General features: G+C 54.6%; 20 protein-coding genes and 3 pseudogenes. 17 read left to right on the top strand and 6 right to left on the bottom strand.

Annotated elements, in window-relative coordinates; translation table 11 throughout:
* Positions 1 to 7 precede the first annotated feature (7 nt).
* Positions 8 to 808: an SDR family NAD(P)-dependent oxidoreductase gene (locus CWM52_RS10255; RefSeq protein ID WP_100684005.1), complete on the bottom strand. Its 801-nt coding sequence runs from the start codon at positions 806 to 808 to the stop codon at positions 8 to 10.
* A 79-nt stretch (positions 809 to 887) separates the two neighbouring features.
* Positions 888 to 1,694: a DUF6216 family protein gene (locus CWM52_RS10250; RefSeq protein WP_100684004.1), complete on the bottom strand. Its 807-nt coding sequence runs from the start codon at positions 1,692 to 1,694 to the stop codon at positions 888 to 890.
* Positions 1,695 to 2,228: 534 nt separating this feature from the next.
* Here CWM52_RS10250 and CWM52_RS10245 point away from each other — a divergent pair.
* Positions 2,229 to 2,408, top strand: a pseudogene (locus tag CWM52_RS10245) (integrase core domain-containing protein); the annotation flags it as partial.
* Positions 2,409 to 2,473: 65 nt separating this feature from the next.
* Positions 2,474 to 2,722, top strand: a pseudogene (locus CWM52_RS10240) (phage virion morphogenesis protein); the annotation flags it as partial.
* Positions 2,723 to 3,037: 315 nt separating this feature from the next.
* Here CWM52_RS10240 and CWM52_RS10235 read toward each other — a convergent pair.
* Positions 3,038 to 3,952, bottom strand: coding sequence for a hypothetical protein (locus tag CWM52_RS10235; RefSeq protein WP_100684003.1), 915 nt, complete (start codon positions 3,950 to 3,952; stop codon positions 3,038 to 3,040).
* A 192-nt stretch (positions 3,953 to 4,144) separates the two neighbouring features.
* Here CWM52_RS10235 and CWM52_RS26760 point away from each other — a divergent pair.
* A pseudogene (locus CWM52_RS26760) lies at positions 4,145 to 4,294 on the top strand (phage late control D family protein); the annotation flags it as partial.
* Entirely contained in the window at positions 4,271 to 4,465 is a 195-nt protein-coding gene (locus CWM52_RS10230; RefSeq protein WP_227521281.1) for an ogr/Delta-like zinc finger family protein, read from the top strand. The pseudogene CWM52_RS26760 and the gene CWM52_RS10230, both read left to right, overlap by 24 nt.
* Before the next feature lie 220 nt (positions 4,466 to 4,685).
* Here the strand turns inward: CWM52_RS10230 and CWM52_RS10225 are convergent, their stop codons facing one another.
* Positions 4,686 to 6,371: an aspartate:alanine antiporter gene (locus CWM52_RS10225; RefSeq protein ID WP_100684090.1), complete on the bottom strand. Its 1,686-nt coding sequence runs from the start codon at positions 6,369 to 6,371 to the stop codon at positions 4,686 to 4,688.
* 268 nt (positions 6,372 to 6,639) lie between these two features.
* Between CWM52_RS10225 and CWM52_RS10220 the strand changes: the two genes are divergently transcribed.
* On the top strand, positions 6,640 to 7,023 hold the full coding sequence (locus CWM52_RS10220) for an inner membrane protein YbjM (protein WP_100684002.1): 384 nt from the start codon (positions 6,640 to 6,642) through the stop codon (positions 7,021 to 7,023).
* Between the two features lie 6 nt (positions 7,024 to 7,029).
* On the opposite strand, the gene CWM52_RS10215 is transcribed toward CWM52_RS10220, so the two are convergent.
* Positions 7,030 to 7,293 carry a GrxA family glutaredoxin gene (locus CWM52_RS10215; RefSeq protein WP_004859945.1) on the bottom strand — a complete coding sequence of 88 codons (264 nt, stop codon included), beginning with the start codon at positions 7,291 to 7,293 and terminating at the stop codon, positions 7,030 to 7,032.
* Positions 7,294 to 7,497: 204 nt separating this feature from the next.
* Here CWM52_RS10215 and CWM52_RS10210 point away from each other — a divergent pair, with 204 nt between their 5' ends.
* The 12 genes from CWM52_RS10210 to CWM52_RS10155 all read left to right on the top strand — a co-directional run bounded on the left by CWM52_RS10210 (position 7,498) and on the right by CWM52_RS10155 (position 18,655).
* Positions 7,498 to 7,785, top strand: coding sequence for a YbjC family protein (locus CWM52_RS10210; RefSeq protein WP_100684001.1), 288 nt, complete (start codon positions 7,498 to 7,500; stop codon positions 7,783 to 7,785).
* Positions 7,769 to 8,491, top strand: a complete 723-nt coding sequence (gene nfsA / locus CWM52_RS10205; RefSeq protein ID WP_100684000.1) for an oxygen-insensitive NADPH nitroreductase — start codon at positions 7,769 to 7,771, stop codon at positions 8,489 to 8,491. The genes CWM52_RS10210 and nfsA overlap by 17 nt, the downstream gene beginning before the upstream one ends.
* 113 nt (positions 8,492 to 8,604) lie before the next feature.
* A complete protein-coding gene (gene rimK, locus CWM52_RS10200) occupies positions 8,605 to 9,507 on the top strand; it encodes a 30S ribosomal protein S6--L-glutamate ligase (RefSeq protein WP_100683999.1) in 903 nt (300 codons plus the stop codon).
* Positions 9,508 to 9,595: 88 nt separating this feature from the next.
* A complete protein-coding gene (locus CWM52_RS10195) occupies positions 9,596 to 10,075 on the top strand; it encodes a YbjN domain-containing protein (protein WP_100683998.1) in 480 nt (159 codons plus the stop codon).
* 348 nt (positions 10,076 to 10,423) lie between these two features.
* Positions 10,424 to 11,536 carry a spermidine/putrescine ABC transporter substrate-binding protein PotF gene (potF, locus tag CWM52_RS10190; protein ID WP_100683997.1) on the top strand — a complete coding sequence of 371 codons (1,113 nt, stop codon included), beginning with the start codon at positions 10,424 to 10,426 and terminating at the stop codon, positions 11,534 to 11,536.
* 187 nt (positions 11,537 to 11,723) lie between these two features.
* Entirely contained in the window at positions 11,724 to 12,857 is a 1,134-nt protein-coding gene (potG, locus tag CWM52_RS10185) for a putrescine ABC transporter ATP-binding subunit PotG (RefSeq protein WP_100683996.1), read from the top strand.
* A gap of 10 nt (positions 12,858 to 12,867) precedes the next feature.
* Positions 12,868 to 13,821, top strand: coding sequence for a putrescine ABC transporter permease PotH (potH, locus tag CWM52_RS10180; RefSeq protein ID WP_100683995.1), 954 nt, complete (start codon positions 12,868 to 12,870; stop codon positions 13,819 to 13,821).
* On the top strand, positions 13,818 to 14,663 hold the full coding sequence (gene potI / locus CWM52_RS10175) for a putrescine ABC transporter permease PotI (RefSeq protein ID WP_100683994.1): 846 nt from the start codon (positions 13,818 to 13,820) through the stop codon (positions 14,661 to 14,663). Before potH ends, potI begins: the two co-directional genes overlap by 4 nt.
* Positions 14,664 to 14,738: 75 nt before the next feature.
* Positions 14,739 to 15,212, top strand: coding sequence for a YbjO family protein (locus CWM52_RS10170; protein ID WP_100683993.1), 474 nt, complete (start codon positions 14,739 to 14,741; stop codon positions 15,210 to 15,212).
* Between the two features lie 42 nt (positions 15,213 to 15,254).
* The gene (gene rlmC / locus CWM52_RS10165; RefSeq protein ID WP_100683992.1) at positions 15,255 to 16,385 is read left to right on the top strand and encodes a 23S rRNA (uracil(747)-C(5))-methyltransferase RlmC; all 1,131 of its coding nucleotides are present in this window, start codon (positions 15,255 to 15,257) and stop codon (positions 16,383 to 16,385) included.
* A gap of 78 nt (positions 16,386 to 16,463) precedes the next feature.
* On the top strand, positions 16,464 to 17,180 hold the full coding sequence (locus CWM52_RS10160) for a response regulator transcription factor (protein WP_100683991.1): 717 nt from the start codon (positions 16,464 to 16,466) through the stop codon (positions 17,178 to 17,180).
* The gene (locus tag CWM52_RS10155) at positions 17,177 to 18,655 is read left to right on the top strand and encodes a sensor histidine kinase (protein WP_100683990.1); all 1,479 of its coding nucleotides are present in this window, start codon (positions 17,177 to 17,179) and stop codon (positions 18,653 to 18,655) included. The genes CWM52_RS10160 and CWM52_RS10155 overlap by 4 nt, the downstream gene beginning before the upstream one ends.
* A gap of 77 nt (positions 18,656 to 18,732) precedes the next feature.
* On the opposite strand, the gene artJ is transcribed toward CWM52_RS10155, so the two are convergent.
* Complete coding sequence (artJ, locus tag CWM52_RS10150) at positions 18,733 to 19,464, bottom strand: arginine ABC transporter substrate-binding protein ArtJ (RefSeq protein WP_100683989.1); 732 nt, start codon at positions 19,462 to 19,464, stop codon at positions 18,733 to 18,735.
* Between the last annotated feature and the right edge of the window lie 80 nt (positions 19,465 to 19,544).

Genomic DNA, 19,544 nt, shown 5'->3' with positions numbered 1-19,544 from the left:
CCGAGGGCTATCCGCCGGTAGTGGCACCGGCCGTCATATTCACCATCGTTGCCGTCATGGCGTCGGCACGATCGGATGCCAGAAAGGTGATGACATCCGCCACCTGTGCCAGCGTCGGCAAACGTTTGAGCATGGTGCTGTGTGCCGCACCGCCAACCCACTGTTCGACCGTCAATCCCATCGCCTGCGCTTTTGCAGCAAAGACTTCCGCGGTGTAAGAGCCGGCCTCAACCGCGCCGGTAATGGCGTGCGAGCGCACGCCGAGGACGCGGATATTCTTCGGCCCCAGTTCGCTGGCGAGCGCTTTGATAAAGGCTTCGCTACCCGCACAACCGACGATATGGCCCAGGTGGCCCGGCATGGCCATTGTTGCCGCCGGAGCCACGACGGTGATAATGGCGCCCGGGCGAGCGCCGCCCATATGGGGGATAACGGCTTTCGCCAGGTTGAACTGGGCCGCCAGGAACGGGGTGATGCCCTGCATAAACTCGGCGAGGGAGAGCGTCGTGATCTCCTTGCCTTGATTATGGACGAAGCCGGTAGCATTGATGTCGATGTCGAGCCCGCCGCTGTGCTGCGTCAACTGCGCTATCCGCTCGCCGGTCGATCGCTCATCGAGGACATCAACGACAAAGGTTTCGGCCCTACCGCCCGCGGCACGAATGTCATCCGCCACCCGACCCAGCGTCTTCCGATCGCGCGCGCCGAGGTAGACTCGCGCCCCCTCGCGCGCCATAGCATGCGCCACGGCGGAGCCTATCGCACCGCTACCGCCGAAGATGACGGCAACTTTATCTTTCATCAGCATCGCCTTTACCTCTCAACGGACTGAGCTGGTCAAGGTATGAGCAATAACCGGAAGGATGCCAATGCGACGGAGCATGCAGTTACCGCCGGGGTCTGCGAGCGTCTCTCTCCTCCAGCTCCTGATAGATGGCGTAGATACCTGTCGCCGCGAAGTTGCCCTGGACGCAATGAATCGCTTTTTGTTGTTCAAGCAAAATAAAGTGCCTGACTTTATTGGTGTAGTGAATCATTAACATGAATCCCAACAGCAGCCATAGCAGCATAAATTCAATAATAAAAATGGATGAGTAAGTGAAGATTTTATCTTTTCCGAAGTTTTTAATTGATTCTTCTAAATACTCCTTGCCTTCGGCTGTTGTCAGCAAGCGGCAAAGATCGTCACGATATTCGCGATCCAGGACGCTGGCGGTGTTTTTCGTCGGGGCTTTATTGGCCTGACAGTCGTTGGCTGTGACGGTCCAGCGAGGGGGCGTCAGCAGCGTAGCCTCCGTGGCTGCTGTTCTGGAGATGTAAAAGCGATCGCCTGACTTTTTCCAAATCAACAGTGTCGTGTCTGGCGGGGTGGTAAAGGTTTGCACAAGCGGTGGGACAAAATACCACAAAGACCATGCAAAAAGAGCTGAGAACAAGAGGGTGATTAATTTCTCGGGCCAGCCTGTCGAGGGCAATTTTTTCAATGGGATGGAGATGGCAAAGAAGTTCAAAATGAAGGGGGGCACCCCCGCATTCTTTAATACGCTGCCGTGGCCTTTTTTATATTTGAAAATCCCATTGACGGCTTTTCGCAATGGCTGGAACAGAAAGGCGAGAACGGTCAGGGCAGCGACAGTTGTGCTCAGCGGCGCGCCGGAGAACTCAGAAATAACATCAGGTTGGAAAGCGGGCATCAACATCTCCTGTGGTGAACATTCCTTATGGGTATGATTTGACTGGCGGGGCAAGCGGGAGGCGTCGCGAGCGGATCGCCCTGTTCTTTGCTGATGACGTGTGCAACTCGGCGCTTCACCCGGCGTATCAGTGTACATCACCAGCGGGTTCAGGGGAGGGCAACGCATCCATGAGGTCTGGGACAACAGAAATGGTGGGGTGAGGAACAGGTCCAGGGAAGATGCCTGGCTGAGGTGGCGGCGGTCGCCGGGCTATCGCCAATGGTACCGCCTGGCGGTTGTAACCGAATAATTTTAAAGATCATAAAATTCAGGCAACAAAAAACCATTTATGTAAATGGGTTAGTAAAAACAACGACTTGTAGGATAATCAATAAGTTAGTTTGGTGGTGAGAAGTGACGATTACGAGGTATTGCCAACCGCTGTCGCCACTTTTCGTGATTAATGGACACCTCTATTCTTAGCTTCCATATCCATCATGAAATCTGTCATATAATTAGCATCAAAGTTGTAACCTTTAGCATTCCAATACAGGTAAGCCGACGCAGAATGCGTTTATCTAATGCTTTAACCGGACGTACCGGACAGAAATCCTGGATTTTTATCTGTTCAGAACTCTGAATGAAGCCCGGGAAATTACAGAACACTGGCTGACGGAATATAACAGCGAGCGACCTCATGAATCCCTGAACAACCTGACGCCGGAAGCGTACCGACTGATGGCGGAAAGCCCGGAACTCTCAAAAGTGCGTGGCACTAAAACCGGTGTACTTACAGTATCCGGCGGCAGATGTTTACCAAACTCCGTACCACAAAATACCTGAAAGCAATCTTCAGCCGGACTCTGCCAGTGTCGAATTTGAGGGAAGAGTGGAGCGTATTACCCGCGTTCATCACTATGGTCTGCGTGATCGTGTCAGCCGGAAGGGGTGGAAGCGCATTACCCGGAGCGGCGGTTGCTGGGGGGGATGGTGAAACAGAGAGCATTATTCGTGAGCAATTGCTCCATTGGTTAGCTTCCAATTAGCAGTATTATGTAGATATACCATAGAGTTGAGTTATTAAAGGAAAGGGGGATTAGCTCCCCCCACAATGAAAATTATTAGAGCTTAAATACACCTTTTAGCACAATTCGACTTGCACTAGGTGTAATACCTTTAATATCACTTAAAAGTATGGGGTAAACATGTTGTAGTATGTATTTTCCTATTGAGTTAACAGTTGATGTGTCTACATCATGATATGAATTACCATCCAGAACTAAATTCCCATTCGAATCGAAAGCTTCATAATAAATAAGATAAGATGTTTGCATGTGAATAGTCTCTTGGGTTGATTTTGGTTAGGGATTCTTTTTGTTTTTATCAATTTCTGTTTTAATGTTCTTCACTTCAGTTAATAAAGCTGCAATGACTGCTGCATCTGACGATGGATTTGATGTCTCTGTCGTGACAGATACTCCGCATTGATCGTGTGTGATGATCTTTCCTTTATAAGGAAATGCAACGTATTGAATATATCTTGGGTCGCTAACTCTTGTTGTAAATTCCTGCTTGATAGGCTCTCCATCTTTACGTTTGGTTTCGACCTCAATGTCGATGTTAGTGCAGGATGAGTATATAAAAGAATTTTTTAAACTATCTCGAACATCTGGCTTACTGAATTCATCAATAGGTATTGAATCTAATGGTTGCTTCCCTAATTTTATTGTTGCTTTTGTTATTTTATCAAGTACGATGATTGAAGATGATTCTGTAGTATTTTTGAAATGCTCGATCATTTCCGCTACGGAAATCTTATTCGTGTAAGTGGGTGATTTATTATCGTTGCTCATTAAGCCTACGAATGGAACAAGTGCGACAACAACGGACGAAATATCTTTTATGGTCTGAACTCTGTTGTCAGTTGTTTCAAGACCAATTTCTTTGACTCTATCTGTATTGTCTATTTTTGAAATGGACACTCTTGTTTTTGTAAAGAAGCCATCATTTGAAATAATTCCAACTTTAAAGTCAGGATAGTCAGTTTGAGTTACAATAACTTTATATTTAGAGACTGATGTATCCTTGCCGTCGTTAAGTTTTATCTTTTCGGTTGTTGGTTGAATTTCGATGATGGATGAAGCTAGATAAAAACTATCTGTCAAGGTTGTATCAATAGGAGGATTTGATGAGTCTATTTTTTTGTAAGTTACCTCTGGTTTTACTGTGCAGCCTGAAATTATTAATGCTGCAATCATAATTCCGACTTTATTCATATACCCCCCTGCATATGGAAATGAATTTCATTGCTATACATTTAAAATATAGATTAGAAAGCAGGGTTGAGTGTTTTTTATTTTCCGTCTATTCATAGTGTTGCGAGAGGAGAGGACTTCGCTGATTTTGTATCAGAGATGACACTAATCAAACTTCTAACTCCCTTGTTTATTCTGATGACAACTTTTCCCTATGCGGAAATGCCCGTTAAGGTCAGCGGCTTTAAGCAACCTATTGAGGGTGTCAACTGGACCATCACAACGTTAACGCACACGGTCAACCTGGATAGCGGATTTACGACTAACATTGAACTGGAAGTGAAAAATGATGATTTACCCATTTTCCAGGTCTCTTCAATGACCAAAGAACGTTACAACCAGTGCCAGAATATCAACTGCAGCCATACGTTCGTAACGCATGAGACTTTTGTTCGCTCAATTTCTACACCTAAAGAGGCCCATCCTGTGCAGCCTCATCCCACAAATTCAGGCCAGGCTGCGATGGCTCTTTGAGGCTGTCGCCACTTTGTCGCCATGACTTAAAAAGAGGGTTTGTAACTCAATGATTTTAAAGGCTGTAAAATTCAGGCAACAAAAAACCCATCAACCTTGAACCAAAATGGCGGGGTTGATGGGCTCCACAAAATGGGGACATCAAAGAAAAGCAGTGGCACTACTTATGACTGACGGCCAAGAGAAAAGTTCTGCCTCTGTCCCATTTTTTCTTAAATATTTACTGTAGCCCTGGCCAGATGATGACAATCAGCGTCCCCGCGAGAGTCAGCAGCACGTTGGCAATCGCATACGTACCCGCGTAGCCCAGCGCCGGAATGTTGCTGCGCGCGGTGTCGCTGATGATTTCCATTGCCGGGGCACAGGTACGCGCCCCCATCATGGCGCCAAACAACATCGCGCGGTTCATGCGCAGCACATAGGCGCCAAACAAGAAGCAAATCACCACCGGCACCAGGCTGACGATAAGACCCGCCGCCAGCATCTGGCCGCCGATGGTGCCCAGGCCGTGACCAATCCCGGCGCCGGCGCTCAGACCGACCCCGGCCATAAACACCATCAGGCCGAACTCTTTCACCATATTCAGCGCGCCCTGCGGAATGTAGCCGAAGGTCGGATGGTTGGCGCGCAGGAAACCGAGCATGATCCCGGCAAACAGCAGCCCCGCCGCGTTACCGATACCAAAGCTGAAAGAGCTAAACTGGAAGGTGATCATGCCGATCATCAGGCCGACGATAAAGAAGGCGCAGAAGGCGAGCAGGTCGGTCACCTGGCTGTGAATGGAGATAAAGCCGATGCGGTCGGCAACGGTTTTCACGCGTCGCGCATCGCCGCTGACCTGTAATACGTCGCCTTTGTTGAGCACCACGTTATCGTCGATAGGCATTTCAATCTGGCTGCGAATGACACGGTTTAAGAAGCAGCCGTGATCGGTGAGCTTCAGCTGCGCCAGACGGCGGCCAACGGCGTTATGGTTTTTCACCACGATCTCTTCGGTGACGATGCGCATATCCAGCAGGTCGCGGTCGAAGACCTCTTTGCCGTTACGGAAGCTGGGATCAAGGCGGGCATGGGCGTCCGGGTAACCTACCAGCGCGATATCATCGCCCATCTGCAGGACGGCATCGCCATCCGGGTTCGCCAGAATGCCGTTACGGCGAATACGCTCGATGTAGCAGCCGGTTTGCCGGTAAATCCCCAGCTCGCGCAGATTTTTACCATCAGCCCAGGCGACCAGCTCCGGGCCGACGCGATAGGCGCGGATTACCGGCAGGTAGACTTTACGTTTGGAGTCGGTATCGAGCCCGCGTTCACGCGCAATTTGCTGGGCGCTGGTTTGCAGATCCTGATGCTGCAGCTTCGGCATATAGCGCGCGCCAACGATCAGACTGACGAGACCAATCAGATAGGTCAGGGCGTAGCCCAGACTCAGGTGGTCGAGGGAGAGTGCCAGCCGATCGCTGGGCAAGCCAAAGTGGCGAAGCGTATCCCCCGCACCGACCAGCACCGGCGTTGAGGTCATGGCACCGGCGAGCATCCCGGCGGTCAGGCCGATGTCCCAGCCGAACAGTTTTCCCAGCCCCATCGCCAGCAGCATCGCGCTGCCGACCATCACCAGGGCGAGCATCAGATAGTTTTTTCCGTCGCGGAAAAAAATAGAAAAAAAGTTGGGACCCGCTTCCACGCCAACGCAAAAAATAAACAGCATAAAGCCCAGATTTAGCGCATCAGTGTTAATACTGAAATGCTGCTGACCTAATAATAATGAAACCACTAAAACGCCAATAGAATTACCAAGTTGTACCGACCCGAGGCGAAGTTTCCCGAGACAAAGCCCCAGGGCAAGTACAACGAATAATAACAGGATGTAATTCCCGTTTAACAAATCTGCGACGTTTATATTCACGAAAGCCAACTTCTCATTTACTAGTAAGTTGTTGAAGGAAATGGTTATTTGGTCTAAGGTTGGTCCAGTGTTCGCGTTGTCCCGAACCCTGTTCTGGCATCCCGTTATAACCAGTAAAAACAGAGCCGGTAGTTTAATCCTTCCTGGATGCTGCGGCTAGTCACAATCGTTTTTACGCCGGTGGGGGCTAAATTGGCATGGATTGCCGGAATGCTTTATCTGACTGGGCGAAAGTTAAGTGGGTTAGAAGCAGAATCAGGAGGATGTTGTGAAATATGAGCGTGCCTGGGTGGGTCTTACCTGTGGGTTCTTTCTGTTTATCGTAGTGTGTTTACTGCTGTTACTGCATATGAAAGACGTCTTTCGGGCTACCGGTCATCCTGAAGTGGGACTGCTCTGCTTTTTGCTGCCCGGCGCGGCCGCCAGCTGTCTCTCTCCCGGGCGGCGCGTCATCCAACCTCTGATGGGGGCGATTCTGGCAACCCCTGTCTGTCTGCTGATCATGCGGCTTTTTTTTGCGGCTCAGCGTACCTTCTGGCAGCAGCTGGCGTGGTTGTTTAGCGCGGTGTTCTGGTGCGCGCTGGGGGCGCTGTGCTTTTTGTTTATCTGCGCCTGGCTGGATACCAGACGCAATCATTCGTCAGAGGAATGAGTCGGCTCAGGCAAACAGACCGAGATTCTCTTTCGCCCAGGCTTCAAAATCGGTGCAGCCGCCGATATGTTTTTGATCGACAAAAATCTGCGGAACGGTCTCAACCGGTTTGCCTACGGTCTTTTCCAGGTCGCTCTTGCTGATGCCTTCGGCGTGGATATCAACATAGCGATAGTTGAAATCATCGCGTTCATTGGTCAGTTTCTCTGCCAGCTCTTTGGCGCGTACGCAATACGGGCAACCAGGACGACCAAAAATAACGGTAAACATACTTTCTCTCCTTAAATCTCAGCCGGGTGGCGAATGGCGGCTATGATGCCGCGTTATGTCGGCGAGGAAAAGAAGGTTCTGCCTTTTTCTTCGATGGTTTAAGGCTATGTTTGATAACTGCCTTCGTGGTTAAATTATTATACTGTGTCTGCCGCGCGTGATGAGCCAGGAGGCTGCGCGCAAAACATTGACTGGAGGAGTGCTATGCGATCGCCTGCCGTTTTGCCGAAAAGCGTTCTGCTGGTAGAGGTCATCGGGATTGTGCTGTTGGCCCTCGCCTGGCTCTCGCTCAATCAGTACCTGCAGCTGCCGGCGCCGTTTTCCAGCCCGACGGCGGCGATGCTGATGATCTTCGCCGGGATCCTGCTGATGCTCCCGGCCGCGATAGCATTAATGTGGCGAATAGCCAGGATCGTCGCGCCACAGCTGACCCACACTCCAGAACCCACTTCTTCATCAGACAGAGAAAAACAAGATGACGCCGACCATTGATCTGCTGCGTAGCCACCGCTCCATCCGCCACTTTACCGATGCGCCGATTGGCGACGAACAGCGCGAAGCTATCATCGCCAGCGCGCAGGGGGCCTCGAGCTCAAGCTTTTTACAATGCAGCTCCATTATTCGCGTCACCGATCCTCAGCTTCGTCAGCAGCTGGTTACGATGAGCGGCGGCCAGCAGCACGTTGCGCGCGCGGCGGAGTTCTGGGTCTTTTGCGCCGACTTTAACCGTCTGCTGCAAATCTGTCCGGATGCCCGGCTGGGGCTCGCCGAACAGCTGCTGCTGGGGGCGGTGGATACCGCAATGATGGCGCAAAATGCGCTGGTCGCCGCCGAATCTCTGGGCCTCGGCGGCGTCTATATCGGCGGGATCCGCAATAGTATCGAAGGGGTGACCGAACTGCTGAAGCTGCCGCAGCACGTCCTGCCGCTGTTTGGCCTGTGCCTGGGATGGCCTGCCGATAATCCGGACGTGAAGCCGCGCATGCCCGCAGCTATGCTGGTGCATGAAAATACGTATCAGCCGGTGGATGAGGCAGTGCTGGCGCAATATGATGAGCAGATGGCGCAATACTACCTGTCGCGCGGCAGCAACACCCGCCGCGATACCTGGAGCGACCATATTCGCCGTACCATCATTAAGGAAAGTCGCCCGTTTATTCTCGAATATCTGCATAAGCAGGGGTGGGCAACGCGCTGATTACGTGTACACTGCTGCCTGCTTCCCGCCCCGCTATTTGGCGGACCGGGCGGTCGTGGCGCAATTAACATATTGCAGGCCCGCCGGAGCGGGCCTTGTTGCAGAGGTGCAGGGTGAAAATTGCTATATTATCCCGGGATGGAACGCTTTATTCCTGTCGTCGCCTGCGCGAAGCCGCGCAAAAACGCGGCCACCAGGTGGAAATCCTCGATCCGCTTTCCTGCTATATGAACGTGAGTCCGGTGGCCTCATCGATTCACTATAAAGGACGTCAGCTCCCGCATTTTGATGCCGTGATCCCACGCATTGGTTCCGCGATTACCTATTACGGAACCGCCGCCCTTCGTCAGTTTGAACTGCTCGGTAGCTATCCGCTCAATGAATCGGTGGCGATAACCCGCGCCCGCGATAAGCTGCGCTCGCTGCAATTGCTGGCGCGCCAGGGGATCGATCTGCCGCTGACCGGCATTGCGCACTCCCCGGACGACACCAGCGACCTGATTGCCATGGTTGGCGGCGCGCCGCTGGTGGTTAAACTGGTGGAGGGGACCCAGGGCATCGGCGTGGTGCTGGCGGAGACCCGCCAGGCGGCAGAGAGCGTGATTGACGCCTTCCGCGGCCTGAACGCGCATATTCTGGTGCAGGAATATATCGCCGAGGCGAAAGGGCGGGATCTGCGCTGTCTGGTCGTGGGTAATGAAGTGGTGGCGGCTATCGAGCGGCGGGCGAAAGAGGGTGATTTCCGCTCTAACCTGCACCGCGGCGGGGTGGCGACGGTGGCCACGATCAGCGATCAGGAACGTGAGATGGCCATCAGGGCGGCGCAAACCCTGGGGCTGGATGTCGCCGGGGTGGATATCCTTCGCGCGACCCGTGGGCCGCTGGTGATGGAAGTGAACGCTTCTCCGGGCCTGGAAGGCATTGAAACCACTACCGGAATTGATATTGCCGGGCGCATGATCGCCTGGATTGAGCGTCAGGCCACGCCAGAATTTTGTCTGAAAATGGGCGGATAACCGGCGCGGGCGACACTTTCATGGTATGCGCTGCGTTTTTTGCGTAAGCTATGGCGTCGTTTTTCTACAGTAAGAGGTCACAGGTCATATGGATTCACTGGTCGTTCCGGGTCTGGATACGCTACGTCACTGGCTCGATGAGTTAGGTATCAACTTCTTTGAGTGTGATTCCTGCCAGGCCTTGCATCTGCCGCATATGCAGAATTTCGACGGCATTTTTGATGCGAAGCTCGATCTGGTGGATAACGTCGTGCTCTTTTCGGCGCTGGCAGAGGTGAAGCCTTCGGCGCTGCTCGGGCTTGCCGCGGATCTTTCGGCAATTAACGCCAGTTCGTTGACCGTCAAAGCCTTCCTCGATATTCAGGATGATAATCTGCCCAAACTGGTGGTGTGCCAGGCGCTATCCGTCGGCGTCGGTATTAGCGTCGAACAGTTTGGCTGGTTCTTCCGCCAGAGCGAAGAGCAGATCTCTATGGTTATCCTTGAAGCGGCAGCCAACCAGGTGCTCTATAAAGCCGAAGAAGAAGAGTACGTCGCGGAAGATATTCAGCACCATTTTCTTCACTAAACCTGTCGATGAATAGCGCAGCCACTGCCATAGCGGCTGCGTATTACGTGATTTTATTCTGCATTTCACCTTCCGTTAAAGAATTTTTCACCGCCATTCAGCCGCTTTTGGCTTATCACGTAGACCGTTATTGCATAAAAAATTGATAAAAGGCGTTATTTTACCTGGGCTATAGCCTCTTATTCTGGCTACAGTTATTCTGACGATGCTTCCAGTTGCGGGCAACCATTCCGGGAGAGGACCTCTCTCCTTTTCTTAGGCAATGAGAAAATATGCATGATTATTGCATGCAGACAAGTGCGTATATTAAGCCCGCTTGTTAACGGGCATTGAGAAGGAAAAAGAGATATGACCGCCTTTGGTAAAAAATGGTTAACAGGTCTGGTTACGGGTGCGTTGATGGCCGTCTCTGCCGGTTCACTCGCCGCTGAACAAAAAACCCTGCATGTTTATAACTGGTCTGATTATATTGCGCCGGATACGGTGGCAAATTTTGAAAAAGAGACCGGCATTAAAGTGGTGTACGACGTTTTTGATTCCAACGAAGTGCTGGAAGGCAAATTAATGGCGGGCAGCACCGGTTTTGACCTGGTGGTCCCGTCCGCCAGCTTCCTTGAACGTCAGCTGGCGGCAGGCGTCTTCCAGCCGCTGGACAAGAGCAAGCTGCCAAACTGGAAGAATCTTGACCCGGAAGTCCTCAAGCTGGTCGCCAAACACGACCCGGATAACAAGTACGCGGTGCCGTACCTGTGGGCGACTACCGGCATCGGCTATAACGTCGATAAAGTGAAAGCCGTGCTCGGTAAAGATGCGCCGCTGAATAGCTGGGATCTGGTGCTTAAGCCGGAGAACCTTGAAAAACTGAAAAGCTGCGGCGTCTCCTTCCTCGATGCGCCGGAAGAGATTTTCGCCACCGTCCTGAACTATCTGGGCAAAGACCCGAACAGCACAAAAGCCGATGATTACACCGGCCCGGCGACCGATCTGCTGCTGAAACTGCGGCCGAATATCCGCTACTTCCACTCTTCGCAATACATTAACGACCTTGCTAACGGCGATATTTGCGTCGCCATCGGCTGGGCTGGCGATGTCTGGCAGGCGGCGAATCGGGCAAAAGAAGCGAAGAATGGCGTGAATGTCTCCTACTTTATTCCCAAAGAGGGGGCGCTGGCGTTCTTTGATGTCTTCGCGATGCCAGCGGATGCGAAAAATAAAGATGAGGCTTATCAGTTCCTTAACTATCTGATGCGCCCGGAAGTGATCGCCAAAATCAGCGATAAGGTGTACTACGCTAACGGCAACAAAGCCTCCACGCCGCTGGTGAGCGAAGCCATCCGTAATAACCCGGCTATTTACCCGCCGGCCGATGTGTTCGCCAAACTGTTCACCCTGAAGGTGCAGGATCCGAAAATCGACCGCGTACGCACACGTGCGTGGACGAAAGTCAAAAGCGGGAAATAAAACCTGATGGCCCGGTTCACCGGGCCTGAAAAGGTCTGACCCGGCCAGCTGGTTTCGCCATGCGGCCGGGCAACAAACGGATAAAAGTGCAGCGAATACATGCACCAGGATGGTGCACCTGCACTGTAAAGTTCAATGTATGGCAACCGGGCCATACGGTGGTAGTTTTTTGCCGGAGAGCACCCGAGTGAACGACGCAATTCCCCGCCCACAAGCGAAAACCCCCAAGGCGCTGACCCCGCTGCTGGAAATCCGTAATCTGACGAAGTCTTTCGACGGGCAGCACGCCGTCGATGACGTCAACCTCACGATTTATAAAGGTGAAATCTTCGCGCTGCTGGGCGCATCCGGCTGCGGCAAATCGACGCTGCTGCGCATGCTGGCCGGCTTTGAGGAGCCGACGGCCGGGCAAATTATGCTCGATGGCGTAGACCTGTCGCGCGTGCCGCCCTATCAGCGGCCCATCAATATGATGTTTCAGTCCTACGCGCTGTTCCCCCATATGACGGTGGAGCAGAACATTGCCTTTGGCCTGAAACAGGACAAGCTGCCGAAAGCTGAAATCGCCAGCCGGGTGCAGGAGATGCTGGCGCTGGTGCATATGCAGGAGTTCGCCAAACGCAAACCGCATCAGCTTTCCGGCGGCCAGCGTCAGCGCGTGGCGCTGGCCCGTAGCCTGGCGAAACGACCAAAACTGCTGCTGCTTGATGAGCCGATGGGCGCGCTGGATAAAAAGCTCCGTGACCGCATGCAGCTGGAAGTGGTGGATATCCTCGAGCGCGTGGGGGCCACCTGCGTCATGGTGACCCACGATCAGGAAGAGGCGATGACCATGGCGGGACGTATCGCCATTATGAACCGCGGGAAGTTCGTGCAAATCGGCGAGCCGGAGGAGATCTACGAGCATCCGACCACCCGCTACAGCGCGGAATTTATCGGCTCGGTCAACGTATTTGAAGGGGTGGTCAAAGATCGCCTGGAAGATGGTCTGGTACTGAGCTCGCCGGGGCTGACGCACCCGCTGAAAGTCGACCCTGATGCTTCCATCGTCGACAATGTACCGGTGTGGGTCGCTCTGCGCCCGGAAAAAATTATGCTCTGCGATGAGCCGCCGGCGGATGGCTATAACTTTGCGACAGGAGAGGTGATACATATCGCCTACCTCGGCGACCTGTCTATCTACCACGTACGGTTGCAAAGCGGACAGATGATCAGCGCTCAGTTGCAGAACGAACACCGCCACCGCAAGGGCACGCCAACCTGGGGCGATGAAGTGCGTTTGTGCTGGGATGCCGACAGCTGCGTTGTTCTGACGGTGTAAGGAGAGGGCGATGAGTATATTAGAACCACCGGCCGGGGTGAAAAAAACGGGCGGTTTTGCCCGATGGCTCACGCGTTTGCAGATGGCGCATGGTCGCAAGCTGGTGATCGCGCTGCCCTATCTGTGGCTGATTCTGCTGTTTCTGCTGCCGTTCCTGATCGTCTTTAAAATCAGCCTGGCGGAGATGGCGAGAGCGATCCCGCCTTACACCGATCTGTGGGAGTGGGCGGACGGTCAGCTCACGCTGACGCTGAACCTCGGCAATTTCCTGCAACTGACCGATGACCCGCTCTATTTCGAAGCCTATCTGCAGTCGCTGCAGGTGGCGGGGATTTCGACATTCTGCTGCCTGCTGCTCGGCTATCCGCTGGCATGGGCGGTGGCGCACAGCAAACCGTCCACGCGCAATATTCTGCTGCTGCTGGTGATCCTGCCGTCGTGGACCTCATTCCTGATCCGCGTTTATGCGTGGATGGGCCTGCTGAAAAGCAACGGCGTACTGAATAATTTCCTGCTGTGGACCGGGGTTATCGATCAGCCGCTGGAGATCCTGCATACCAATCTGGCCGTTTATATCGGTATTGTATACGCCTACCTGCCGTTTATGGTGCTGCCTATCTATACCGCGCTGACGCGGATTGACTACTCGCTGGTGGAGGCGTCGCTGGATCTGGGTGCCCGGCCGCTGAAGACCTTCTTCCAGGTGATCGTCCCGTTGACCAAAGGCGGGATTATCGCCGGTTCAATGCTGGTCTTTATCCCGGCAGTCGGGGAGTTCGTGATCCCGGAACTGCTGGGCGGTCCGGACAGCATTATGATCGGGCGCGTTCTGTGGCAGGAGTTCTTTAATAACCGCGACTGGCCGGTCGCCTCAGCGGTGGCTATCGTGATGCTACTTCTGCTGATCGTGCCGATTATGTGGTTCCACAAACATCAGCAAAAACAGATGGGGGATCATGGATGAATGATTTGCCGGTAGTCCGTTCGCCGTGGCGAATTTTAATCCTCGTGCTCGGCTTTACCTTTTTGTATGCGCCGATGCTAATGCTGGTGATTTACTCATTCAACAGCTCGAAGCTGGTGACGGTGTGGGCGGGTTGGTCGACACGCTGGTACAGCGAATTGTTCCATGATGATGCGATGATGAGCGCCGTCGGGCTGAGTCTGACCATCGCCGCCTGCGCGGCGACGGCGGCAGCGATTCTGGGCACCATTGCCGCGGTGGTGATGGTGCGCTTTGGCCGCTTCCGTGGTTCGAACGGCTTTGCCTTTATGATTACCGCGCCGCTGGTGATGCCGGATGTCATTACCGGGCTGTCGCTGCTGCTGCTGTTTGTCGCGCTCGGGCACGCCATCGGCTGGCCGTCGGATCGCGGCATGCTGACCATCTGGCTGGCGCACGTCACCTTCTGTACCGCCTATGTGGCGGTGGTGATTTCGTCGCGACTGCGTGAACTGGACCACTCTATTGAGGAGGCGGCGATGGATTTAGGCGCGCCGCCGCTGAAGGTCTTTTTCATCATTACCCTGCCGATGATCATGCCAGCGGTTATCTCCGGCTGGCTGCTGGCGTTTACCTTATCACTCGACGATCTGGTCATCGCCAGCTTCGTTTCCGGCCCTGGAGCCACCACCTTGCCGATGCTGGTCTTCTCCAGCGTGCGTATGGGGGTGAACCCGGAAATCAACGCCCTGGCAACCTTAATCCTCGGCGTGGTCGGTATTGTTGGTTTTATCGCCTGGTATTTGATGGCGCGCGCAGAAAAGCAGCGGGTGCGCGATATCCAGCGTGCAAGACGCAGCTGAAGCCCCTAAAATCTACGGTAATACTGGTATCGGCGTCGCGATGGTGCGACGCCGTTTTCATGGAAGACGTTTCCGTTGGGACTGTTTACAAAAACTCGTTCATCTCATGCGCGTCTTAACGTTCCTGCGCTGGTGCAGGTGGCGGCGTTCGCCATTATTTTGATTCGCGGCGTGGATCTGCTGATGATCCTCAATCAGCTGGGGATCGGTGGGATAGAGGCGTTTATTCATCGTAGCGTGCAGACATGGACCCTGACGCTGGTATTTCTCTCCAGCCTGCTGCTGGTCTTTATTGAGATCTGGTGCGCATTTTCACTGGTGAAAGGGCGGAACCTGGCGCGCTGGATCTTTCTCCTGACGCAAATTATTGTCACCGGTTATCTCTGGGCGGCCTCGCTGGGGTATGGCTATCCGGAGCTGTTCAGTATTGCCGGCGAGTCAAAACGTGAAATTCTGCGTTCTCTGGTGATGCAAAAACTGCCTGATTTTCTGGTGCTGGCGCTGCTGTTTGTTCCGGCGTCGTGTAGACGGTTTTTCCGACTGCAATAACGGTGATACAATCCCCGCCCCTGATTTCTGGAAGGTCTTTTTATGCACTGCGCACTCTATGACGCGGGCCGCTGTCGCTCCTGTCAGTGGCTGGAACGGCCGTTAACACAACAGCTCGCCAGTAAAATGGCCGACCTCAGAACGTTGTTGGCGGACAGCCCGGTCGCGACATGGTTTGAGCCGGTTTCCGGCCCGCAAGCCGGTTTTCGCAACAAAGCCAAAATGGTGGTCAGCGGCAGCGTTGAACGCCCGCTGCTGGGGATGTTGCACCGCGATGGCAGCCCGGAAGACCTGACCGAATGTCCGCTTTATCCGGCCAGTTTTGCGCCGGTTTTTGCCGCGCTGAAACCGTTTATCGCCCGCGCCGGATTAACGCCCTATCACGTCGCCCGCAGGCGCGGCGAGCTGAAGTATCTGCTGCTGACGGAAAGCCAGCTGGATGGCGGCATGATGCTGCGTTTTGTGCTGCGCTCGTCGACAAAACTGGAACAGCTCCGCGCCGCGCTGCCGTGGCTGCAGGCGCAGCTCCCGCAGCTGAAGGTGATTACCGCCAATATTCAGCCGGTACATATGGCCATTATGGAAGGCGAGCAGGAGATTCTCTTAAGCGAGCAGCCAGCGCTGGCGGAGAACTTTAACGGCGTACCGCTGTGGATCCGCCCGCAGAGTTTCTTTCAAACCAACCCGAGCGTTGCCAGCCAGCTGTATGCGACCGCTCGCGATTGGGTGCGCCAGCTGCCGGTCAAGCATATGTGGGATCTGTTCTGCGGAGTGGGGGGCTTTGGCCTGCACTGCGCCACGCCGCAAATGCGCCTGACCGGGATTGAGATTGCGCCGGAGGCTATCGCCAGCGCGAAGCAGTCCGCCGCTGAACTGGGCCTGAGCAATCTGCATTTTCAGGCGCTGGACTCGACGCAGTTTGCCACCGCGGAGGGCGAGATTCCTGAGCTGGTGCTGGTCAACCCGCCGCGCCGTGGGATCGGCCGCGAGCTGTGCGACTATTTATGCCGTATGGCGCCGCCCTTTATTATCTACTCCAGCTGTAACGCGCAGACGATGGCGAAAGATATTGCGCAGCTGCCGGGCTATCGGGTTGAGCGGGTGCAGCTGTTTGATATGTTCCCTCATACCGCCCACTACGAAGTGCTGACGCTGCTGGTTCGCGAAGTTTAAACAAAATGTGAACTCTTCTGCCGGCGTAAATCGGGTAAGCTTGACTCATAACAGCGTGAAATGAGCGGAGCACTAACCATGGCAAAGAAAATCCTGTTGGTCGAAGATGACGACGATATTGCCGCGTTGCTGCGTTTAAATCTGCAGGATGAGGGATATCAGATTGTGCATGAAGCGGACGGCGCGCAGGCGCTGGTGCAGCTGGAAAAGGGCGGCTGGGATGCGGCGATTCTTGACCTGATGCTGCCCAATGTCGATGGGCTGGAGATTTGCCGGCGCATTCGCCAGATGACCCGCTACCTGCCGGTGATTATTATCAGCGCCCGCGCCAGCGAGACGCACCGCGTGCTGGGGCTGGAAATGGGGGCGGACGACTACCTGGCCAAACCGTTTTCGGTTATCGAACTGGTTGCGCGAGTCAAAGCGCTGTTTCGCCGCCAGGAGGCGATGGGGCTCAATTTGCTGATGGATTCCGGGCGTATCGATTGCCACGGTCTGAGCATCGACCCGCTTTCGCGCGAAATCAGACTGCATGACGAACTGGTGGATCTGACGCCGCGCGAATTTGACCTGCTGTACTACTTTGCCCGCCATCCCGGCGAGGTCTTTTCTCGTCTGGCCCTGCTTGACCGCGTCTGGGGTTACCAGCATGAAGGCTATGAGCATACGGTCAATACGCATATCAACCGCCTGCGCAGTAAAATCGAACGCGACCCGGCGGAGCCGGAAATCATTCTGACGGTCTGGGGCAAGGGCTATAAATTCGCGCCCGCGCGTAAAGGAGCCGGGCAATGATGCGTCGCTTAAGCCTGAGCCAGCGCCTGGCGTTGGTGTTCACTTCGCTGCTGCTGCTTTGCGCGGCGGCGGTCTGCGTGGTTCAGCTGTATAGCAGCGCGCAATACGGTAATGCGATGGTCCAGCGTCTTTCGGTCGGGCTGGCGCAGCAGATTGTTGCCCGTGAACCGCTGCTCGATGCGCGGGGCCAGGTTAATCGCGAGGCGCTGAAACCGCTTTTCGACCGGCTGATGGTCTTCAACCCCAGCGTCGAGCTCTATCTGGTCTCTCCTGACGGCGAGCTGCTGGCGGATGCTGCGCCGCCGGGCCATATCAAACGCCAGCGCGTTGACATCGTGCCGATCCAGACGTTTCTCTCCGGTGGCACCTGGCCGGTGTACGGCGACGATCCGCGTAGCCAGGATCAGCGCAAGGTGTTCAGCGTGGCGCCGCTGAATGTCGACGGCCAGCTGCGCGGCTATCTCTATATTATCCTGCAAGGGGAAACCTTTAATGAGCTGGCGGCCAGCGCCTGGCAGAAGACGCTGGGGAGCCTGCTTGTCTGGACGCTGCTGCTGGTGGCCCTGTTTGGTCTGCTGGCCGGCGGCCTGGCCTGGTATTGGGTGACGCGCCCGGTACGCCAGCTAACCGCGCAGGTGGGGATCCCCGGAGAAGACAGCATCGGGGCGATTAAACTGCTGGCGGCGCAAGCGCCGGATCCGCATCCGGGGAATGAAGTGGCGATCCTGCATAACCGGTTTATCGACCTGGCCCGGCAGATCGCCGGGCAGTGGGATCGGCTGGCCGACAGCGATCGCCAGCGGCGTGAGTTTATCGCCAATATTTCTCACGATCTGCGCACTCCGCTGACGTCGCTGCTGGGCTATCTCGAGACGCTGACGCTGAAAGCCGATCGGCTGAGTGCGGAAGAGAGCAAGCGCTACCTCAATATTGCGCTGCGCCAGGGGAATAAAGTCCGCTCTCTTTCCCAGCAGTTGTTTGAGCTGGCGCGCCTTGAGCATGGCGGCATCAAGCTGCAGCCGGAGAAATTTGTGCTGGCGGAGCTGGTTCAGGACGTGGCGCAGAAGTTCGACCTGGCGATTGCCACCCGCCATATTCGCTTACAGCTCTCGCTGGCCGGGGGATTGCCGCCGGTGGTGGCGGATTTATCGATGATGGAGCGGGTGTTGACCAATTTGCTGGATAACGCGATTCGCCATACGCCGGATGGCGGCAATATCAGCCTGACGGCCCGTCAGCAGGGGGCGGAGATGGTGGTTGACGTCGCCGATAGCGGTCCCGGCGTTGCCGGCGAGCTGCGGGCCACATTGTTTGAGAGGCCTTCGGTGCTGGAGCCCGGCCAGAGCCCGGAATCGCGAGGCGGGTTGGGGCTGATGATTGTGCGGCGGATGCTGCAACTGCACGGCGGTGATATTCACCTGGTGGATGTGCCAGCAGGGGCCAGCTTCCGCTTTACCCTGCCGTTGCGCTCATAGCGTGGGTTCCCCGTTCGTGCCGTACTGGCCGGGGAGAGCGACCCGGAGCAGACATGGTGCCCCGGGTCAGCGGAGGATTACTGCGGGAACCACTGATTGCTGATTTTCTGATACGTGCCGTCCGCTTTAATCGCTTTCAGCGCGCCATTGAGTTTTTCCAGCAGCACCTTGTTGTCCGGACGTACCGCGATGCCGAGGCCGGTGCCGAAGTATTGCGGGTCGGTCACTTTTGGAGTGGCGACGCCCAGCTGTGGGTTGGTCTTCAGCCACTCATTCACCACCGCGGTATCGCCAAACACCCCGTCAATACGGCCATTTTTCAGGTCGATAATCGCGTTCTGATAGCTGTCATAGGCGACGGTTTTGACTTCCGGATGTTTGTCCTGCAGATATTTCTGGTGGGTAGTGCCGTTTTCCATGCCAATACGTTTGCCTTTCAGATCGGCAAAGGAGTGGAAGGCGTCTTTTTTAGCGATAACCAGCGCCGAGTTAGCGTAGTACGGATCGGTAAAGGCGACCTGCTTGCTGCGCTCCGGAGTAATGTCCATGCCGGAAATCACCGCGTCATATTTTTTAAATTTCAGCGCCGGGATCAGGCTATCGAAAGCGTGGTTGGTAAAGGTACAGTCAGCCTGCATCTGTTTGCACAGTGCTTTCGCCAGATCCAGATCGAAACCGACGATCTGATTGTTAGCATCCATGGATTCAAAAGGAGGGTAGGTCGCCGAAACGCCGAAGCTGATCTTCTCTGCTGCGGCCGCGTTAAATGCGGTAGTGGCGAACATTGCGGCTAACAGTAACTTCTTCATGCGTGTTGCTCCCGTCTGTCAATATTATGGTCGTTCGTCGTTTCCTGACGTGGAATCACCATGCCAAAAAATGAATTTAT

This window comes from Raoultella sp. T31 (assembly GCF_002806725.1).
GTDB lineage: Bacteria > Pseudomonadota > Gammaproteobacteria > Enterobacterales > Enterobacteriaceae > Klebsiella > Klebsiella electrica.
The sequence above is the reverse complement of the archived record's forward strand: the minus strand, read 5'-3'. Positions and strand labels throughout refer to the sequence as shown.

Bases quoted from the DNA above. Each gene is read 5' to 3' on its own strand.
- CWM52_RS10255 (WP_100684005.1), bottom strand. From the start codon at position 808: ATGCTGATGAAAGATAAAGTTGCCGTCATCTTCGGCGGTAGCGGTGCG.
- CWM52_RS10250 (WP_100684004.1), bottom strand. From the start codon at position 1,694: ATGCCCGCTTTCCAACCTGATGTTATTTCTGAGTTCTCCGGCGCGCCG.
- CWM52_RS10235 (WP_100684003.1), bottom strand. From the start codon at position 3,952: ATGAATAAAGTCGGAATTATGATTGCAGCATTAATAATTTCAGGCTGC.
- CWM52_RS10215 (WP_004859945.1), bottom strand. From the start codon at position 7,293: ATGTTTACCGTTATTTTTGGTCGTCCTGGTTGCCCGTATTGCGTACGC.
- CWM52_RS10210 (WP_100684001.1), top strand. From the start codon at position 7,498: ATGCGATCGCCTGCCGTTTTGCCGAAAAGCGTTCTGCTGGTAGAGGTC.
- nfsA (WP_100684000.1), top strand. From the start codon at position 7,769: ATGACGCCGACCATTGATCTGCTGCGTAGCCACCGCTCCATCCGCCAC.
- CWM52_RS10195 (WP_100683998.1), top strand. From the start codon at position 9,596: ATGGATTCACTGGTCGTTCCGGGTCTGGATACGCTACGTCACTGGCTC.
- potF (WP_100683997.1), top strand. From the start codon at position 10,424: ATGACCGCCTTTGGTAAAAAATGGTTAACAGGTCTGGTTACGGGTGCG.
- potH (WP_100683995.1), top strand. From the start codon at position 12,868: ATGAGTATATTAGAACCACCGGCCGGGGTGAAAAAAACGGGCGGTTTT.
- potI (WP_100683994.1), top strand. From the start codon at position 13,818: ATGAATGATTTGCCGGTAGTCCGTTCGCCGTGGCGAATTTTAATCCTC.
- rlmC (WP_100683992.1), top strand. From the start codon at position 15,255: ATGCACTGCGCACTCTATGACGCGGGCCGCTGTCGCTCCTGTCAGTGG.
- CWM52_RS10160 (WP_100683991.1), top strand. From the start codon at position 16,464: ATGGCAAAGAAAATCCTGTTGGTCGAAGATGACGACGATATTGCCGCG.
- CWM52_RS10155 (WP_100683990.1), top strand. From the start codon at position 17,177: ATGATGCGTCGCTTAAGCCTGAGCCAGCGCCTGGCGTTGGTGTTCACT.
- artJ (WP_100683989.1), bottom strand. From the start codon at position 19,464: ATGAAGAAGTTACTGTTAGCCGCAATGTTCGCCACTACCGCATTTAAC.